15 protein-coding genes are annotated in these 14,434 nt (G+C 71.4%); 2 read left to right on the top strand and 13 right to left on the bottom strand.

Annotation, left to right across the window (positions count from 1 at the left end; translation table 11 throughout):
• From HF577_RS12595 to HF577_RS12565, 7 genes are all read right to left on the bottom strand, one after another.
• Positions 1-513, bottom strand: a 513-nt coding sequence (locus HF577_RS12595; protein WP_211174167.1) for a YihY/virulence factor BrkB family protein, incomplete at its 3' end; no start/stop codon positions are given.
• Positions 514-558: 45 nt separating this feature from the next.
• Complete coding sequence (locus HF577_RS12590; RefSeq protein WP_169395983.1) at positions 559-1,455, bottom strand: SDR family oxidoreductase; 897 nt, start codon at positions 1,453-1,455, stop codon at positions 559-561.
• A 96-nt stretch (positions 1,456-1,551) separates the two neighbouring features.
• The gene (locus HF577_RS12585; protein ID WP_169395982.1) at positions 1,552-2,190 is read right to left on the bottom strand and encodes an anti-sigma factor family protein; all 639 of its coding nucleotides are present in this window, start codon (positions 2,188-2,190) and stop codon (positions 1,552-1,554) included.
• Positions 2,187-2,714, bottom strand: a complete 528-nt coding sequence (locus HF577_RS12580) for a sigma-70 family RNA polymerase sigma factor (protein WP_169395997.1) — start codon at positions 2,712-2,714, stop codon at positions 2,187-2,189. Before HF577_RS12580 ends, HF577_RS12585 begins: the two co-directional genes overlap by 4 nt.
• Positions 2,715-2,789: 75 nt before the next feature.
• The gene (locus HF577_RS12575; protein WP_169395981.1) at positions 2,790-3,719 is read right to left on the bottom strand and encodes a TIGR03619 family F420-dependent LLM class oxidoreductase; all 930 of its coding nucleotides are present in this window, start codon (positions 3,717-3,719) and stop codon (positions 2,790-2,792) included.
• 18 nt (positions 3,720-3,737) lie between these two features.
• Positions 3,738-4,355, bottom strand: a complete 618-nt coding sequence (locus tag HF577_RS12570) for an MEKHLA domain-containing protein (RefSeq protein ID WP_211174165.1) — start codon at positions 4,353-4,355, stop codon at positions 3,738-3,740.
• A gap of 57 nt (positions 4,356-4,412) precedes the next feature.
• Entirely contained in the window at positions 4,413-5,123 is a 711-nt protein-coding gene (locus HF577_RS12565) for an SDR family oxidoreductase (protein ID WP_169395980.1), read from the bottom strand.
• A gap of 93 nt (positions 5,124-5,216) precedes the next feature.
• Here HF577_RS12565 and HF577_RS12560 point away from each other — a divergent pair, with 93 nt between their 5' ends.
• Complete coding sequence (locus tag HF577_RS12560; protein WP_169395979.1) at positions 5,217-5,672, top strand: winged helix-turn-helix transcriptional regulator; 456 nt, start codon at positions 5,217-5,219, stop codon at positions 5,670-5,672.
• Positions 5,673-5,693: 21 nt separating this feature from the next.
• On the opposite strand, the gene HF577_RS12555 is transcribed toward HF577_RS12560, so the two are convergent.
• The 4 genes from HF577_RS12555 to HF577_RS12540 are packed head-to-tail and all read right to left on the bottom strand — an operon-like array spanning position 5,694 to position 11,014.
• A complete protein-coding gene (locus HF577_RS12555; RefSeq protein ID WP_407692203.1) occupies positions 5,694-7,703 on the bottom strand; it encodes an ABC transporter ATP-binding protein in 2,010 nt (669 codons plus the stop codon).
• Positions 7,700-9,478 (bottom strand): ABC transporter ATP-binding protein, encoded by a 1,779-nt coding sequence (locus tag HF577_RS12550; RefSeq protein WP_169395978.1) that lies wholly within the window; start codon positions 9,476-9,478, stop codon positions 7,700-7,702. Before HF577_RS12550 ends, HF577_RS12555 begins: the two co-directional genes overlap by 4 nt.
• Positions 9,472-10,119 (bottom strand): TetR/AcrR family transcriptional regulator, encoded by a 648-nt coding sequence (locus tag HF577_RS12545; RefSeq protein WP_211174164.1) that lies wholly within the window; start codon positions 10,117-10,119, stop codon positions 9,472-9,474. The genes HF577_RS12550 and HF577_RS12545 overlap by 7 nt, the downstream gene beginning before the upstream one ends.
• A 28-nt stretch (positions 10,120-10,147) precedes the next feature.
• Positions 10,148-11,014, bottom strand: coding sequence for an alpha/beta fold hydrolase (locus HF577_RS12540; protein ID WP_246266281.1), 867 nt, complete (start codon positions 11,012-11,014; stop codon positions 10,148-10,150).
• A gap of 75 nt (positions 11,015-11,089) precedes the next feature.
• Between HF577_RS12540 and HF577_RS12535 the strand changes: the two genes are divergently transcribed.
• Entirely contained in the window at positions 11,090-11,875 is a 786-nt protein-coding gene (locus tag HF577_RS12535) for a TetR/AcrR family transcriptional regulator (protein WP_169395977.1), read from the top strand.
• 74 nt (positions 11,876-11,949) lie between these two features.
• Here the strand turns inward: HF577_RS12535 and HF577_RS12530 are convergent, their stop codons facing one another.
• Positions 11,950-13,041 (bottom strand): mandelate racemase/muconate lactonizing enzyme family protein, encoded by a 1,092-nt coding sequence (locus tag HF577_RS12530; RefSeq protein ID WP_169395976.1) that lies wholly within the window; start codon positions 13,039-13,041, stop codon positions 11,950-11,952.
• Positions 13,038-14,423 (bottom strand): glycoside hydrolase family 5 protein, encoded by a 1,386-nt coding sequence (locus tag HF577_RS12525; RefSeq protein ID WP_211174163.1) that lies wholly within the window; start codon positions 14,421-14,423, stop codon positions 13,038-13,040. Before HF577_RS12525 ends, HF577_RS12530 begins: the two co-directional genes overlap by 4 nt.
• Between the last annotated feature and the right edge of the window lie 11 nt (positions 14,424-14,434).

Raw genomic sequence — 14,434 nt, 5'->3', positions numbered from 1 at the left:
CGCCCCGACGGTGCCCGCCCCCGCGGCGAGCGCCGACAGCACCGTCGTGACCAGCACCCCGAGGCCGAGCAGGGCGAGCATCAGCAGGCTGCGCAGGCGCGCGCTGAACGGGTCGGGCCGCTTGTTGATCGGCACCCCCCACACCTGGTTGAGCGCGTTCTGCACGGCGACCGCCACCCCGAGGCCGCCGTACAGCGACACCACGATCCCGATCGCCAGCCCGAAGCCCGACCCGCGCAGCGGCTGCGCCGTGCTGGTGAGCTGGTCACCGATGATCGGGAACTGCGACAACGCGCTGTCGATCAGCTGCTGCTGCAACCCGGGGTTGCCCGGCAGCAGGAACCCGAGCACGGTCGACATGACCAGCAGCAGCGGGAACAGCGACAGGAAACCGTAGTAGGTGATCAGCGCGGCCAGGTAGGAGCCCTGGTCGTCGACGAACTTGTAGACCACGGCGAGCGGCACCCCGAGCCAGCGGTGTCGTCGCTGGTAGTCGTCGACTTTCCCGATCATCCCCACGCCTGTCGGTACCCGCGCCGGGTCATCATCGAACGCCGATCAGGTGATCGGAGAACCGCCGGTCACCCCGATCACCTCCGAGGTGATGTAGCTCGACTCCTGGGAGGCCAGGAACACGTAGATGGGGGCGAGCTCCGCAGGCTGCGCGGCCCGCCCCAGCGGCGACTGCTGTCCGAACGACTCGAGCTTGTCCTCCGGCATCGTCGCCGGGATCAGCGGTGTCCACACCGGACCGGGAGCCACGGAGTTGGCCCGGATGCCCTTCTCCGTGAGGTCGTTGCCCAACGCCTTGGTGAAGTTGACGATCGCCGCCTTGGACGTGGCGTAGTCCATCAGGTGCGGCGAGGGGTTGAAGGCCTGCACCGACGAGGTCGTGATGATCGACGACCCCTCCGGCATGTGCGGGATCGCCGCCTTGCAGAGCCAGAACATCGCGTACACGTTCGTCTTCATCACGCGGTCGAACTGCTCGGTGGTGATGGCGTCGATGCCGCCGTCCTGCGACATCTGGTAGGCGGCGTTGCTCACCAGCACGTCGATCCGGCCGAACTCCTGCACCGCCCGGTCGACCACCGCCCGGCACTGCGCCTCCTCGCGGAGGTCACCGGGCACGGTCACCGCCGTGCGACCCGCCTCCTCGACGAGCCGGACGGTCTCCTGGGCGTCCTTCTCCTCCGACTCCAGGTAGGAGATGAGCACGTCGGCGCCCTCCCGGGCGAACGCGAGCGCGACGGCCCGGCCGATTCCGGAGTCGCCGCCGGTGATCACGGCCTTCCGGCCCTCCAGGCGCCCGGTGCCCCGGTAGGTCTCCTCGCCGTGGTCGGGACGCACGTCCAGCTCCCCCGTGCGGCCCGGGTACGCCACGGTCTCGTCGCCACTTCCCGGGGCGCCGTGCTGCTCGCCGGGGTCCCGCGGGGTGAACTGGTCCTTGCTCATCGATCGTCTCCGTTCGCGTCGCGCCATCTGCGCGCAACGTTCCCCGCAGGAACGATCGCAATCCTCGGATCCGGGTCCGGCTTCAGCAGGGCGGTGTCAGCAGGGCAGCGTCATCAGCGGTCGCCCGTCGATCGTGCGGACCTGGATGAAAGCCAGCTGGCTGCGGGGAATGGCGGTGGCTCCGCTGATGGTGACCCGGCCGCCCGGGGTGGCCCCCCAGTTGGCCGCCACCTCGGTGTGCCCGTCGCGGGCGGTGGCGTACGCGCGATAGCCCGGCGCCGGAGGCAGCCCGGTGAGCTGGAGCTGCACCGCGGTGCCCCACGTCCGTTGCTCCATGGTCCCCATGCCCGCTGCGGTGACGCCGGTCGCGACGGCCAGCGGGGTGGCGGCGGCGGTCGGGATCACCTGGGGCAGGGCGGCGGCGATGGCCACGGCGGCGGCCGCCGAGGCCACCAGCTTCCATCTGCGCAGCCGGCGGCTGTGGAGATCGTCGTCCTCCTTCACCGCCTCGATCGCCCGCGACAGGAGACCGGGGCCCGGCACCAGCAGCCGCTGGCGCGCCTCGGCGGGGTTGAGGCTCCCGAGGAGCGCCGGGATCGGGGCCAGCTCGGCCAGTTCGGTGAGGCACTCGCCGCAGTCGGCGACGTGCTGGTCGACGACGGCACGCTCGTCCGGTTCGAGGCTGCCGACGAGGTAGGCGCCGAGCTCGAGCCGCCTGCACTCGCCGTCGGTCACCGGGCCACCTCCATCTCCTCCAGCACCAGTCGAAGCGCGCGCAGCGCATAGTACGTGCGGGATTTGACGGTGCCGGGGGGAATGCCGAGCCGTTGCGCGGCCTCGTTCACCGACCGTCCCTCGTAGTACGTCTCGACCAGGACCGTGCGGTGCTCGATGCTCAGCCGATCGAGCGCGTCGGCGACCGTCCAGCGCTGCACCGCCTGTTCGAGGTCGTCGGCAGCGGGTGCCGCGCCCAGGGCGCGCTCGTCCGAGACGGTCGTCGGGCGTGCGGCGTCGGAGCGCCACAGGTCGGTGACGAGGTTGCGGGCCGTGGTGAACAGCCAGCCCCGCAGCTCCTCGGGGCCGCGGTTGAGCTTGTGGGCGCGCCGCCAGGCCCGGACGAACGTCTCCTGCACGACTTCCTCAGCCCTTGCCCGGTCGCCGGTCAACCGCACAACGTAACCATAAAGCGGTCCAGCGACGTCCTCGTACAGCGCTCGGACGAACGTCTCCGCGTGAACGGCGCTCTGCGATACGGTCACACACCGGAGAACGGGCCACGCGAAGAAGTAGTTCAACCCTCACGCATTTTGTGACCCAAGCCATGTAACCGCTGATCAGTGCAGTCCGGCAGCGTCGAGCTCACCCAGCACCTGCAGTGCCAGGTCGAGCAGCTCCTCACCGCCCCGGGCCGTCCAGGTGAGATCGATGAGGACCTCGGTGGCGCCGAGCTCGGCGAGGCCGGCGATGTCGTCGACTACCTGCTGTAACGATCCGTGGAACGGTTGCCGGTCGGCCCGGGCCACCGGTGGCCGGAAGACGACGTTCGCGCGCGGGATCAGCTCGAGGAGCCCGGGGTCCCGGCCGAGCTCCGCCGCGCGGTCGCGGATCTGCTTCCAGCCCTTCTCGATCGCCCCCGCGGACGTGCCCATGGGCAGCCACCCGTCGGCCTTGCCGGCGATGCGCTCGATCGACCGGCGGGTGGTCCCATCACCCAGCAGCACCGGGAGCGGCGCCGCGGGCTTCGGCGACACGAGCGCGTTCTCGATGGCCATCCGCGAGTCGCGGTACGACACCGGGTCGGGCCCCCACAGCGCGCGGCAGGCGTCGACCGCCTCGTCGAGGGAGCGGCCGCGGTGGACGAAGTCCGCGCCGGCCCCGCGGTACTCGTCACTCGACGTGCCGCAGCCGAAGCCGGCGACCACCCGCCCGCCACTGGCGAGGTCGAGGGTGGCCAGGGTTCTGGCCAGGTGCAGGGACGAATGCAACGGGGCCACGATGACGCAGGTGCCCAGCCGCACGTCCTGCGTCGCCACCGATGCGAGCGCGAGGACGGTGAAGGGGTCGGCGCAGGTCCGGTAACCGTCGGACCACGGCAGACCCGGCACGCCGTTGCGGCCACCGGCGGCCGGAAGGGGGAACAGCACCCGCTCGTAGACCCAGAGGCTCGAGTACCCCGCACGCTCCGCCCCCCGGGCGATGCGCGCGACGTCGCTCTCGATGTCGTACCGGTCGGTGCGCTGGGGAAGACCCAGCCCGAACCTCACGTCACTGTCCCTGCTTTCCTAGAAAGCGGTCCGCCCGACCTCCGGCCGGGTTGTCGACGCGTCGGAGTACCGGTAGAAGACGGCTGCCTGTCCGATCCGGACGCCGCCGACACTCACGAGGTTCCACATGGTGACGTCTTCAATCCAGAACCGCCGACCGGATCTCGCGATGCGAAGCCCCCGGTAGCCGGTGGAGAACTGGTGCTCCCGGACCTCCGCGAGCAACCGGTTGCGGTCCTCCTGGCGGTCCGGCTCGGCGGAGAGCCGGGATCTCAGTCCGGTGAACTCGTCCCAACCGTACTCGAAACACCGCTGCGCAGTCCGGTTCGCGTAGACGAACCGGGGATCGGCGTCGGCGTCGTGCGCCAGCAGGCCGAACGGCGCGTCCTCGTAGAGCCAGCGCGCGGTGGCCGCCGGGTCGACCAGCGGCGCTCCGACGAACCGCTGGTGGCTGTCCACCAGCAGCCGGAAGAAGTCGGGGTCCTCCGCCGAGGACGGGAGGCGGGAGCCCGAGTCACCGGGGACAGGTCCGAGCGTCGAATCCACACCGACGAGAACGGCCGACCGGAGGCACCTGTTCCTCCGGCCGAGGCCGGGGACCGTGGCCCTGATCTCCCGGCCCTGCTCGTCGACCACGCTCTCGACCTCGGACTGCCCGAGCCCCCGCCGGTCCGAGGCCGGCGGCGGTAGGACTCAGGACGAGGTGGCAGCCAGCTGCGGGTACAGCGCCGCGACGCCGCCCGCGAGGCCGGCCTGCACGGTCCTGCTGAGCTCGTCCGCCAGCACCTCGTGGGCGCCCGCCTGCACCCCGTCCAGCGCGAGGGCGGCAACGAGCGCCGGGTCGCTCTTCGGGAGGGTGGCGTTGGCTGCCATGTCGGTGTCCATGTAACCGACGTGCAGGGCGGTGGTCGTGATGCCCTTGGGCGCGAGCCGCACTCGCAGGGCATTGGTCATCGCCCAGCTCGCGGCCTTGCCGGCGGAGTACGCCTCGTGCGGCGCGACGTGCACCCAGGACAGCACGGACAGCACGTTCAGCACGGCGCCGCCGCCGTTGGCCTCGATGACCGGCGCGAACGCACGGGTGGTCTGCAGCGTGCCGAAGTAGGCCGTCTCCATGTCGAGCCGGATCTTGTCGAGGTCGCCGTCGAGCAGGTCGGTGAACGTGTCGATGCCGGCGTTGTTGACGAGCAGGGTCGCGTCGCTCGCCACGGCCGCGGCCGCCGCGACCGACGCCGGGTCGGTGATGTCGATCTGCAGCGGCACCACGCCGGGCAGGTCGATCGAGGCGGGGTTGCGCGCTCCGGCGTAGACCCTCGCCCCTCGCGCCGCGAGCTGCGCGGCGAGCTGCCGGCCGAGCCCCCTGTTCGCACCGGTGACCACCGCGACCGAGTTCTGGATGTCCATGCCGTCCTCCTGTGTCCTGACCGTCAACCTGAGTAGTTATTTCAAACTAAGCTAGCTCAGTAGGGTATGGCAAGTCAGGGTTAGACTGGACACATGACGCCCGCGGAGAAGAACAGGATGTGCTCGATCGCGCGCTCGCTCGAGGTGCTGGGTGAGCGCTGGACGTTCCTGATCCTGCGCGAGGCCTTCGAGGGCATCACCCGGTTCGCCGATTTCCGCGCCACGCTCGGCGTGGCCCCTGACGTGCTCAGCAACCGGCTGGCCACGCTGGTGGAGGCGGGCGTGCTGGAGAAGCACCCCTATCGCGAGCCGGGCGCGCGCGTCCGCGACAGCTACCACCTGACGCCCGCGGGCCGCGACCTGCGGCTGGTGCTCGGCGCCCTGCAGCAGTGGGGCGACGAGCACCGGCCCTACGAGCTCGGACCCACGGCGGTGCGGCGCACCGTGGACGGCGACCACCCGGTGCACGTGGGGTTCATCGACGACACCGGTCGCGAGGTGCCCGTGGACGAGGTGACATTCATCAAGATGGCCTCCGACCCCGCCTGAGCCTCTCCGGCACAGCCGGGTTCAGTCGGCCTGCGCCGACGCCGCCGAGAACTGTGCCGCGTACAGCTCGTGGTAGGCCCCGCGGGCGGCCAGCAGCTCGTCGTGCGTGCCCTGCTCGACGATGCGCCCCGACTCCATCACGAGGATCAGGTCGGCGTCCCGGATCGTCGAGAGCCGGTGGGCGATCACGAAGCTGGTGCGGTCCGACCGCAGCGCCGCCATCGCCCGCTGCACCAGCACCTCCGTACGCGTGTCCACCGAGCTGGTGGCCTCGTCGAGGATGAGCAGCGTCGGGTCGGCGAGGAACGCCCGCGCGATCGTGATCAGCTGCTTCTCGCCCGCGCTGACGTTGCCGCCCTCGTCGTCGATCACCGTGTCGTAGCCGTCGGGCAGGCTGCGGACGAAGCGGTCCACGTAGGTCGCCCGGGCCGCCGCCAGGATCTGCTCCTCGCTCGCCGTGGGGTCGCCGTAGCCGATGTTGTCGCGGATCGTGCCGCCGAACAGCCACGTGTCCTGCAGCACCATCCCGACGCCGGAGCGCAGGGTGGCGCGGTCCATCGTCGCGGTGTCCACGCCGTCGAGGGTGATCCGGCCGGAGCCGAGCTCGTAGAACCGCATGATCAGGTTGACCAGCGTGGTCTTGCCAGCCCCGGTCGGCCCGACGATCGCGATGGTCTGGCCCGGCTCCGCGGTCAGCGACAGGTCGTCGATGAGGGGCTCGTCCGGCTGGTAGCGGAACGAGACGTGCTCGAAGACCACCCGGCCCTGGCGCGTGGCCGGCACCGCGGGCACGGCCGGGTCGGGCACCTGCTCCTCGGCGTCGAGCAGCTCGAACACCCGCTCGGCCGATGCCACCCCGGACTGCAGCAGGTTGGCCATCGAGGCCACCTGGGTCAGGGGCTGGGTGAACTGGCGCGAGTACTGGATGAAGGCCTGGACGTCGCCGAGGCTCATCGAGCCCGACGCCACCCGCAGGCCACCGACCACGGCCACCAGCACGTAGTTCAGGTTCCCGATGAACATCATCGACGGCATGATGATCCCGGAGATGAACTGCGCCCGGAAGCTGGCGTCGTACAGCCGCTCGTTCTTCGCCGCGAAGTCCGCCTCCACCTCACGGCGCCGCCCGAACACCCGCACCAGCTCGTGACCGGTGAACGCCTCCTCGATGTGGGCGTTGAGCACGCCGGTGCCCCGCCACTGCGCCACGAACTGCTTCTGCGACCGCTTCGCGATGGCCCGGGTGACCAGCACCGAGACCGGGATCGTGACGAGCGCGACCAGCGCCAGCAGCGGTGAGATCACCAGCATCATCGCCAGCACACCGACCACCGTGAGCACGGACGTCAGCAGCTGGCTCATGGTCTGCTGCAGGGTCTGGGAGATGTTGTCGATGTCGTTGGTGACCCGGCTGAGCACCTCGCCCCGCTGCTGGCGGTCGAAGTAGCGCAGCGGCAGCCGGTTGAGCTTGTCCTCCACCTCCCGGCGCAACGAGAAGATCGTGCGCTGGACGATCCCGTTGAGCAGGTACCCCTGCAGCCAGCCGAACAGCGAGGCGGCCACGTAGATCGCGACGACGCCGAGCAGCACCTGACCGAGCAACCCGAAGTCGATGCCCTGCCCGGGCACCACCGACTGGCCCTCGATCACGTTGGCGAAGGTCTCGTTGCCCGCGGCACGCGCCGCGTCGGCCGCCTCGGCCGTGGTGATGCCGGGAGGCAGCTGCCGCCCGATCACGCCGGTGAAGATCACGTCGGTGGCGTGGCCGAGGATCTTCGGGCCGATCACCGAGAGCGTCACGCTGACGATGCCGAGTACGACCACCACGATCGCCCCGGCCCGCTCGGGCGCGAGCCTGCCGAACAGCCTGCGCGCCGACGGGCCGAAGTCCATCGACTTCTCGGCCGGCATCCCGGCCGACGCCCACGGCGGCCCACCGCCCCGGCGAGCGGCTGTCATCTCCCGTGCCGCACGGCCGGTGTCGTCGCCGCCCTTGCCCGGCGGGACGGTGGTCGGGGACGGGCTGGTCATGCCATTTCCTCTGCACTGATCCGGACGGCACCGAGCTCTTCTGCACCGAACTCTTCCGCACTGAACTGGGACGCGACGATCTCGACGTAGGTGGGGCAGCCGGCGAGCAGCTCGTCGTGGGTGCCGATGCCGACGACGGCACCGTCGTCGAGCACGACGATCTGGTCGGCGTCCCGGATGCTGGCCACCCGCTGCGCCACCACCAGCACCGTCGCCGTCTTCGTGACGGGTCGCAGTGCCGCGCGCAGCCGGGCGTCGGTGGCGAGGTCGAGCGCGGAGAACGAGTCGTCGAAGAGGTAGACCTGGGGGGCCCTGACGAGCAGCCGGGCGATGGCGAGCCGCTGGCGCTGGCCGCCGGAGACGTTCGTGCCGCCCTGGGTGATCGGCGCGTCGAGGCCCTCGGGCATGGCGCGCACGAAGTCGGCGCCCTGGGCCACCTCCAGCGCCGCCCACAGCTGGTCGTCGGTGGCGTCGGGGTTGCCGTAGCGCAGGTTGCTCGCCACGGTGCCGGAGAACAGGTAGGGCTTCTGCGGCACGATCCCGACCCGGCCCCAGAGGTACTCGGGGTCGAGCTCACGCACGTCGGTGCCGTCGACCAGGACCGCGCCGCCCGTCGCGTCGAACAGGCGGGGCACGAGCCCGAGCAGGGTGGTCTTGCCCGCGCCGGTGCTCCCGACGATCGCCGTGGTGGTGCCCGGCCGCGCGGTGAAGGTGACGTCGCGCAGCACGGGTTCGGCCGCACCCGGATAGGCGAAGCCCGCCCCACGCAGCTCCAGCACCCCCGTGGCGACCTGCGGGACGACGGGCGTCTCGGGGAGGGCCACCGAGGACTCGGTGTCGAGCACCTCGTTGATGCGCTCCGCGCAGACGGCCGCGCGGGGGATCATCATCACCATGAACGTGGCCATCATGACGGCCATGAGGATCTGGGTGAGGTAGGTCAGGAACGCGGTGAGCGCGCCGACCTGCATCTGCCCCGTGTCGATCCGCCCGGCGCCGAACCACAGCACCGCCACGCTCGAGATGTTCAGCACGAGCATGACGATCGGGAAGATCCTGGCCTGGAGGCGCCCGACCCGCAGGGCCACGTCCGTGAGGTCGGTGTTGGCCCGGGCGAACCGCGCCGTCTCCTCCGGCTCGCGGACGAACGCCCGGACCACCCGGATGCCGGTGATCTGCTCACGGAGGATGCGGTTCACGTCGTCGATGCGCGTCTGCATGCTGCGGAAGCCCGGGACCATCCGCACGATCACGGCCCCGATCGAGAGCGCCAGCACGGGGACGCAGACCAGCACCAGCCAGGACAGCTGCGCGTCCTCCTGCAGGGCCATGATCACCCCGCCGAAACACATGATCGGCGCGGTCACCAGCATCGTGCAGGACAGCAGCACGAGCATCTGGACCTGCTGGACGTCGTTGGTGCCGCGGGTGATCAGCGACGGGGCGCCGAACCGGTTGACCTCACGCGCGGAGAACTCCCCCACCCGGTGGAACAACGCGCCCCGGACGTCCCGGCCGAAGCCCATGGCGGTCTGCGAGCCGACGTACACGGCCGCGACCGAGCACACGATCTGGACCAGCGCGACGAGCAGCATCCACGCGCCGACGGTCACGATGTAGCCCGTGTCGCCGCGGGCGATGCCCTGGTCGATGATGCGGGCGTTGAGGCTCGGCAGGTAGAGCGACGCCATCGTCCCGAGCAGCTGCAGCGCCACGACCACCAGCAACGGCCGGGTGTAGGGGCGCAGCCGCTCGCGCAACAGGCGAATCAGCATGGGTGGTCCTCTGGGTCGGGGCGTGCGGGGAGCGGTGCGGAGAGGCCGTCGAGCAGCACGGTGACGATCTGCTCGGCGGAGAGCTGGCGCCCGTCGGCGATGAGCGGGTGGGTGCCGGAGAAGACGAGCAGCCGCAGGACATGGGCGAGTTCGGCAGCCGGCACACGCAGCCGGCACGCGTCGGGGCCGACCAGGTCGACGACGGCGGCCCGGAACCGCTCGTTGATCTCGGTCGGGTTGGCCCGGCCCGGCGGGGCCGGCCCGGCAGCTCGCCCCTCCCGGTGCGGCGGCCCGGTCCAGCCCAGCGCGTTGAGCAGGCCGAAGACGTCCGTCAGGCGACGCTGGAGCACCGTGACGGCTGCGGTGAGCCGCTCGCGGAGCGGCAGAGCCCGGTCGACGGCGGCCAGGTCGCGCAGCGTGGGCGCCGGGTCGAACGCGTCGGCCACGACGGCCTGGACCACCGACTCCTTGTCGGGGAAGACCCGGAAGATCGTGCCCTCGGCGATCCCGGCCGCCTGGGCGATCTGGCGGGTGGTCACCGCGTACCCGTGGCGCAGCACGAGCGGGAGCGTGGCGGCCACGATGGCGGCCCGGCGGTCGTCGGGCGCCATCCGGGGGGCGCGCCTGCCGTCGGAGCTCACACACGCACGGTAAATGAGCGTGCACTCATTAACAAATCAGTTCCGCCGCCGCCGCGAGCCAGGGCCGCAGGACCGGCAGGACGTTCGTGACCTGCATGGCCGACGTGTGGTCGAGCCCGGGAAGGACATGCACCTGCCAGCCGTGGGCCTCCAGTTCGGCGCGTCGCCCGGCCAGCGGACCGGCCATGCTCACGTGCACGCCGCCCCAGCGCTCCCCGTACTCGATCTCGTCGGCCGAGCCGGCGAAGCAGAGGCGCGGACATGTCAGGCCCGGCTGCACGGCGGCGTCGTCGAAGTCCTGGAGGGCCTCGTACAGCGTCACGAACTGGCGGGCCTGCGGCTCGCTCACCCCGGTGTCCACCGTCGACCAGTCGATCTCGTCCGGCGACGGCCCGGCTCCCGACGGTGTCGGCACCGGCCGGAGCTCGGTGGCCATCCGGTGGGTCGCCAGCGTCACCTGCAGCATCTCGGCGTACGGGCCGCCGATCGGCGGGAAGCCTCCCATCGCCAGCGCCCACAGCCGGTCGGTGCGGATGGCGATCTGCAGGCCGCTCAGCGCGAGCCACGAGTAGCCGTACCAGGCGAACCGGTCGACGCCGGCGGCGTCGGCCACGGCCAGCATGTCCCTGACGACGTTCGCCGGTGTCAGCGTGTGCGGCTTGGGCGTGGCGAACACGTGGCCCTCGTAGTCGAAGGCCACCACCCGGTACGCGTCGGCCAGCCCGTCGACGAGCCCTCGCCCGAGTGCCGGGTCGACACCCCACTCGCGCATCGCATCGGCCTGCGGCCCCTCGACCGGGCGGGGGTTCACCGGCAGCAGCACCGCAGGCCCGGCGCCCCGGACCTCCACCTCGATGCTCGCCCCGTCGTGCAGTCGCGCTCGGTGCATCGGCATCCGGCATCTCCCAACTCTTTATGCTGTAGAGCAACAGGGAGCGCACATTAGCTTACGGCGTAAGGAGTTGTCGTCGTGGTTGTTCTCGCGGGTTCCGGCGACGCCGCGCGATCACTGCCGTTGCTCTGGCGGGAGCCGGCTCCACCGGCGCGGCGCCCCGGCCCCCGGCCGGGCCTCGGCGTCGACGCGATCGTCGCGGCGGCCGTCGCGGCGGCCGACGAGACCGGTGTGGCCGGGCTGTCCATGCGCGCGGTGGCCGAGCGGCTGGGCGTCACGGCGATGGCGCTCTACACGTACGTGCCGGGCAAGAACGAGCTGATCGACCTGATCTACGACGGCGTCCACGCCGAGCTGCCGGGAGACCACGCACTCCCTGCGGGATGGCGCGCGGGCGTCACGGCCTGGGCCGAGGACCTCGTCGCGCTCTACGTCCGGCACCCGTGGGCGCTGCAGGTGTCCTTCGCGCGCCCGGTGCTCGGGCCGCACGAGCAGGCCGTGCTCGAGGACGTGGTGGGGATCCTGCGCTCCACCGGTTCGAGCCCCGAGGTGCTGCGCCGGGTGGTGAGCATGCTCTTCCACATCGTCCGCGGGACGGCCGGGACGATCGCGGAGTCGCGCGCCGCGGCCGAAGGCGGCTCCGAGCAGGAGTGGTGGGCCGGCCGCGCCGCGGTGCTCGCCGAGATCGTGCCCGACTTCGCCGACCGCTTCCCCCAGTCGACGTGGCTCGGGAGTGCGGGCGCGCAGCACCCGGCCGACGATCCCACGCCCTACCTGGAACGCGAGGCACGGGCGGCACTCGCCGTCGGCCTCGCGGTGCTGCTCGACGGCGTCGAGGCGGCCCACGGAGACCCTGCCCCCTGACGCTCACGTCGAGCTCGCCGCACCATCGGGCACCGGGCGGCGCCGCGTCCCCTGGTCGGCGCCGCCCGGGAGCCTCAGGCCGCCGAGGTGGTGAGCTCGGCATCCCGGACGAACGCCGGGTCCAGCGCCACCCCCCACCCCGGGGCGGTGGGTGCGTCGACGTGGCCGTCGACGACCCGGAGCATCGGCTCGTACACCCCGCGGGTCCACGGCGTGGTCTCGATGCTCCACTCCTGGTACTGCGTGCACGCGGGCATGGCCGCCGCCAGGTGCAGCGAGAACACCTGCAGCAGCGAGTCGTTGGCGCAGTGCGGCGTGCACGGGATCCCGGCGGCCTCGGCCAGCACGGCCACCTTGCGCGCCCGCGAGACCCCGCCGATGTAGCCGATGTCGGGCTGCACGATGTCGACGGCCCGGCCGGTGATCATGCGGTGGAACTGCGTGAGCGAGATGTCCTGCTCCCCACCCGAGACGGGGATGTCCAGCGCGGCGGCCACCTGCGCGGTCTGTTCCAGCTCGGGGAACGGGCAGGGCTCCTCGAAGTGGAAGTAGCCGTGCTCCTCCAGCAGCCGGCCCACGCGGATCGCGCGGCCCACGGAGAAGCCGCCGTTGGCGTCCGCCGAGAGGTCGACGCCGTCGCCCAGCACCGCGCGCACGTGCGGGACGATCCGCTCCGTCCGGCCCGGTGCCGCGTCGGCGTCGCGGCCCATCGCCTCGCCGACACGGATCTTCACCGCGCGGAAACCCTGCTCCGCGACGAACCCGGCGAGCCGCTCGGCCTCCTGCTCCGGGGTGACCGAGCGCAGCATGCTGGAGGCGTACATCGGCACCGACGCCCGGGCGTGCCCGCCCAGCAGCTTCGCCACCGGCTGCCCCGTGACGATGCCCAGCACGTCCCACAACGCGGTGTCGACGCCCGCGAGCGCGCGGTGCAGGAAGCTGCTCGGGAACTTGTAGTGCACGCGCAGGCACTCGTCGACCAGCGCCTCCACGTCCCAGGGGTCCCGGCCGATGAACAGCGGGGCCACCATCGTGTGCAGCACGTGTGCGCTGGTGGCGGCCTCGTAGGGCGCGGTCTGCCCGATGCCGACCACGCCGTCGTCGGTGCCGACCCGCACGATCGCGAGCGGCCCGCGGACCAGCGTCTCGATCCGGGTGATCTTCACAGGTGCTTCTCCAGTACCTCGACGAGCCTGGTCCGCACCACGCTCTGCCCGAACGCGAAGCAGTCGGCCAGCGCCCGGGCCTGCTCGGCGTCGATCCCGGCGAAGCAGCGGGCGAAGTCGTGCACCATCGGCTCCGCCAGCAGGATGTGGCGCACCAGCACGTGGATCCACTGCTGCTGCCCGAACGGCAGCGGGTCGAAGTCGGGGAACTCCTCGGCCACCGTGGCTTCGATCGGGTCGAGGATGTGGCGCACCCCGGTGTCGACGCCGCCCCAGACGTCCACGCCGAGCCGGGCCTTCTTCTCCAGCACCGGCGCGATCCGCTGCAGGTACGCCGAGTCCGGCGCGGCGTGCACCACGCCCTGCAGCCCGATGTCCTTGTAGGTCCACAGGCTCCAGCCGGCGGCGTGCTCGTCGTAGATGTCGAGCTGGTCGTCGAGCACCCGGTAGCGGGCGTCGTCACGGACCGGGTCACCGCTGTAGACCGGGCCGAACTCGCCCACCCAGATCGGCGTGCCGGTGCGGCGCATGTACTCCGAGCGCTGCAGGAAACGCTGCTCGATGTAGTCGCGGTCGACGTACTGCCCGCGGGAGATCCCCGGGTAGTCACCGCTGTCGGCGAACCCGGCCAACGCGTAGTCGTGCACCGTGTAGACCGTGTTCTCCCACGGATCGGCGAAGGCGTCGAACTCCGTGGCGTGCCGGTTGCCGTCGAGGAAGATCACGTGGTGGGGGTCCACCGCGCGGATGGCCTTGTGCAGCCGCTCGTAGAACGGGCCGATCGCCTCGCCGTCGGAGTCGGCGGGCTCGTTGAGCGGGTTGTAGCCGGCCACCCACGGGTTGTCCTTGTAGCGGTCGGCGAGCGCCTCCCACAGGTGCACCACCCGGTCCTGGAAGTGGCGATGGGTCCAGAAGAACGACCGGTGCGTGGGGTTGTCGCTGTGCCAGCGCTGGTTGTGGAAGCCGGGCGCGGCGTGCAGGTCCAGCACCGTGTAGAGGCCGTTGCGGGCGCACGCGTCGATCGCCCGGTCCAGCAGCCGGAAGCCCTCCTCCTTCAGCTCCAGCGGCCGGGCGTCGTCCTCGAAGTGGCGGTAGTGGAACGGCAGTCGCACGGAGTTCATCCCGCGCTCGGCGAGGAACCGGGCGTCCTCGTCGGTGAAGAACACCTCCAGGAAGCGGTCGAAGAACGCGTCGGCCACCTCCGGGCCGAGCACCGAGCGCATCGCCTTGCGCTGCAACTCCTCCGTGGAGGGGTAGCCGGTGATGAAGTTCTCCATGTTCATCCAGCCGCCCAGACCCACCCCGCGCAGCCGCACGGGAACACCTGCTGCGGTGGCCAGGTGGTCGCCGTCGACCCGGATCATCACGGACTCGTCGTGCATGGGGTGGGACT

Origin of the sequence: Pseudonocardia xinjiangensis (assembly GCF_012911925.1) — a bacterium.
Classification (GTDB): Bacteria; Actinomycetota; Actinomycetes; order Mycobacteriales; family Pseudonocardiaceae; genus Pseudonocardia; species Pseudonocardia xinjiangensis.
The sequence above is the reverse complement of the archived record's forward strand: the minus strand, read 5'-3'. Positions and strand labels throughout refer to the sequence as shown.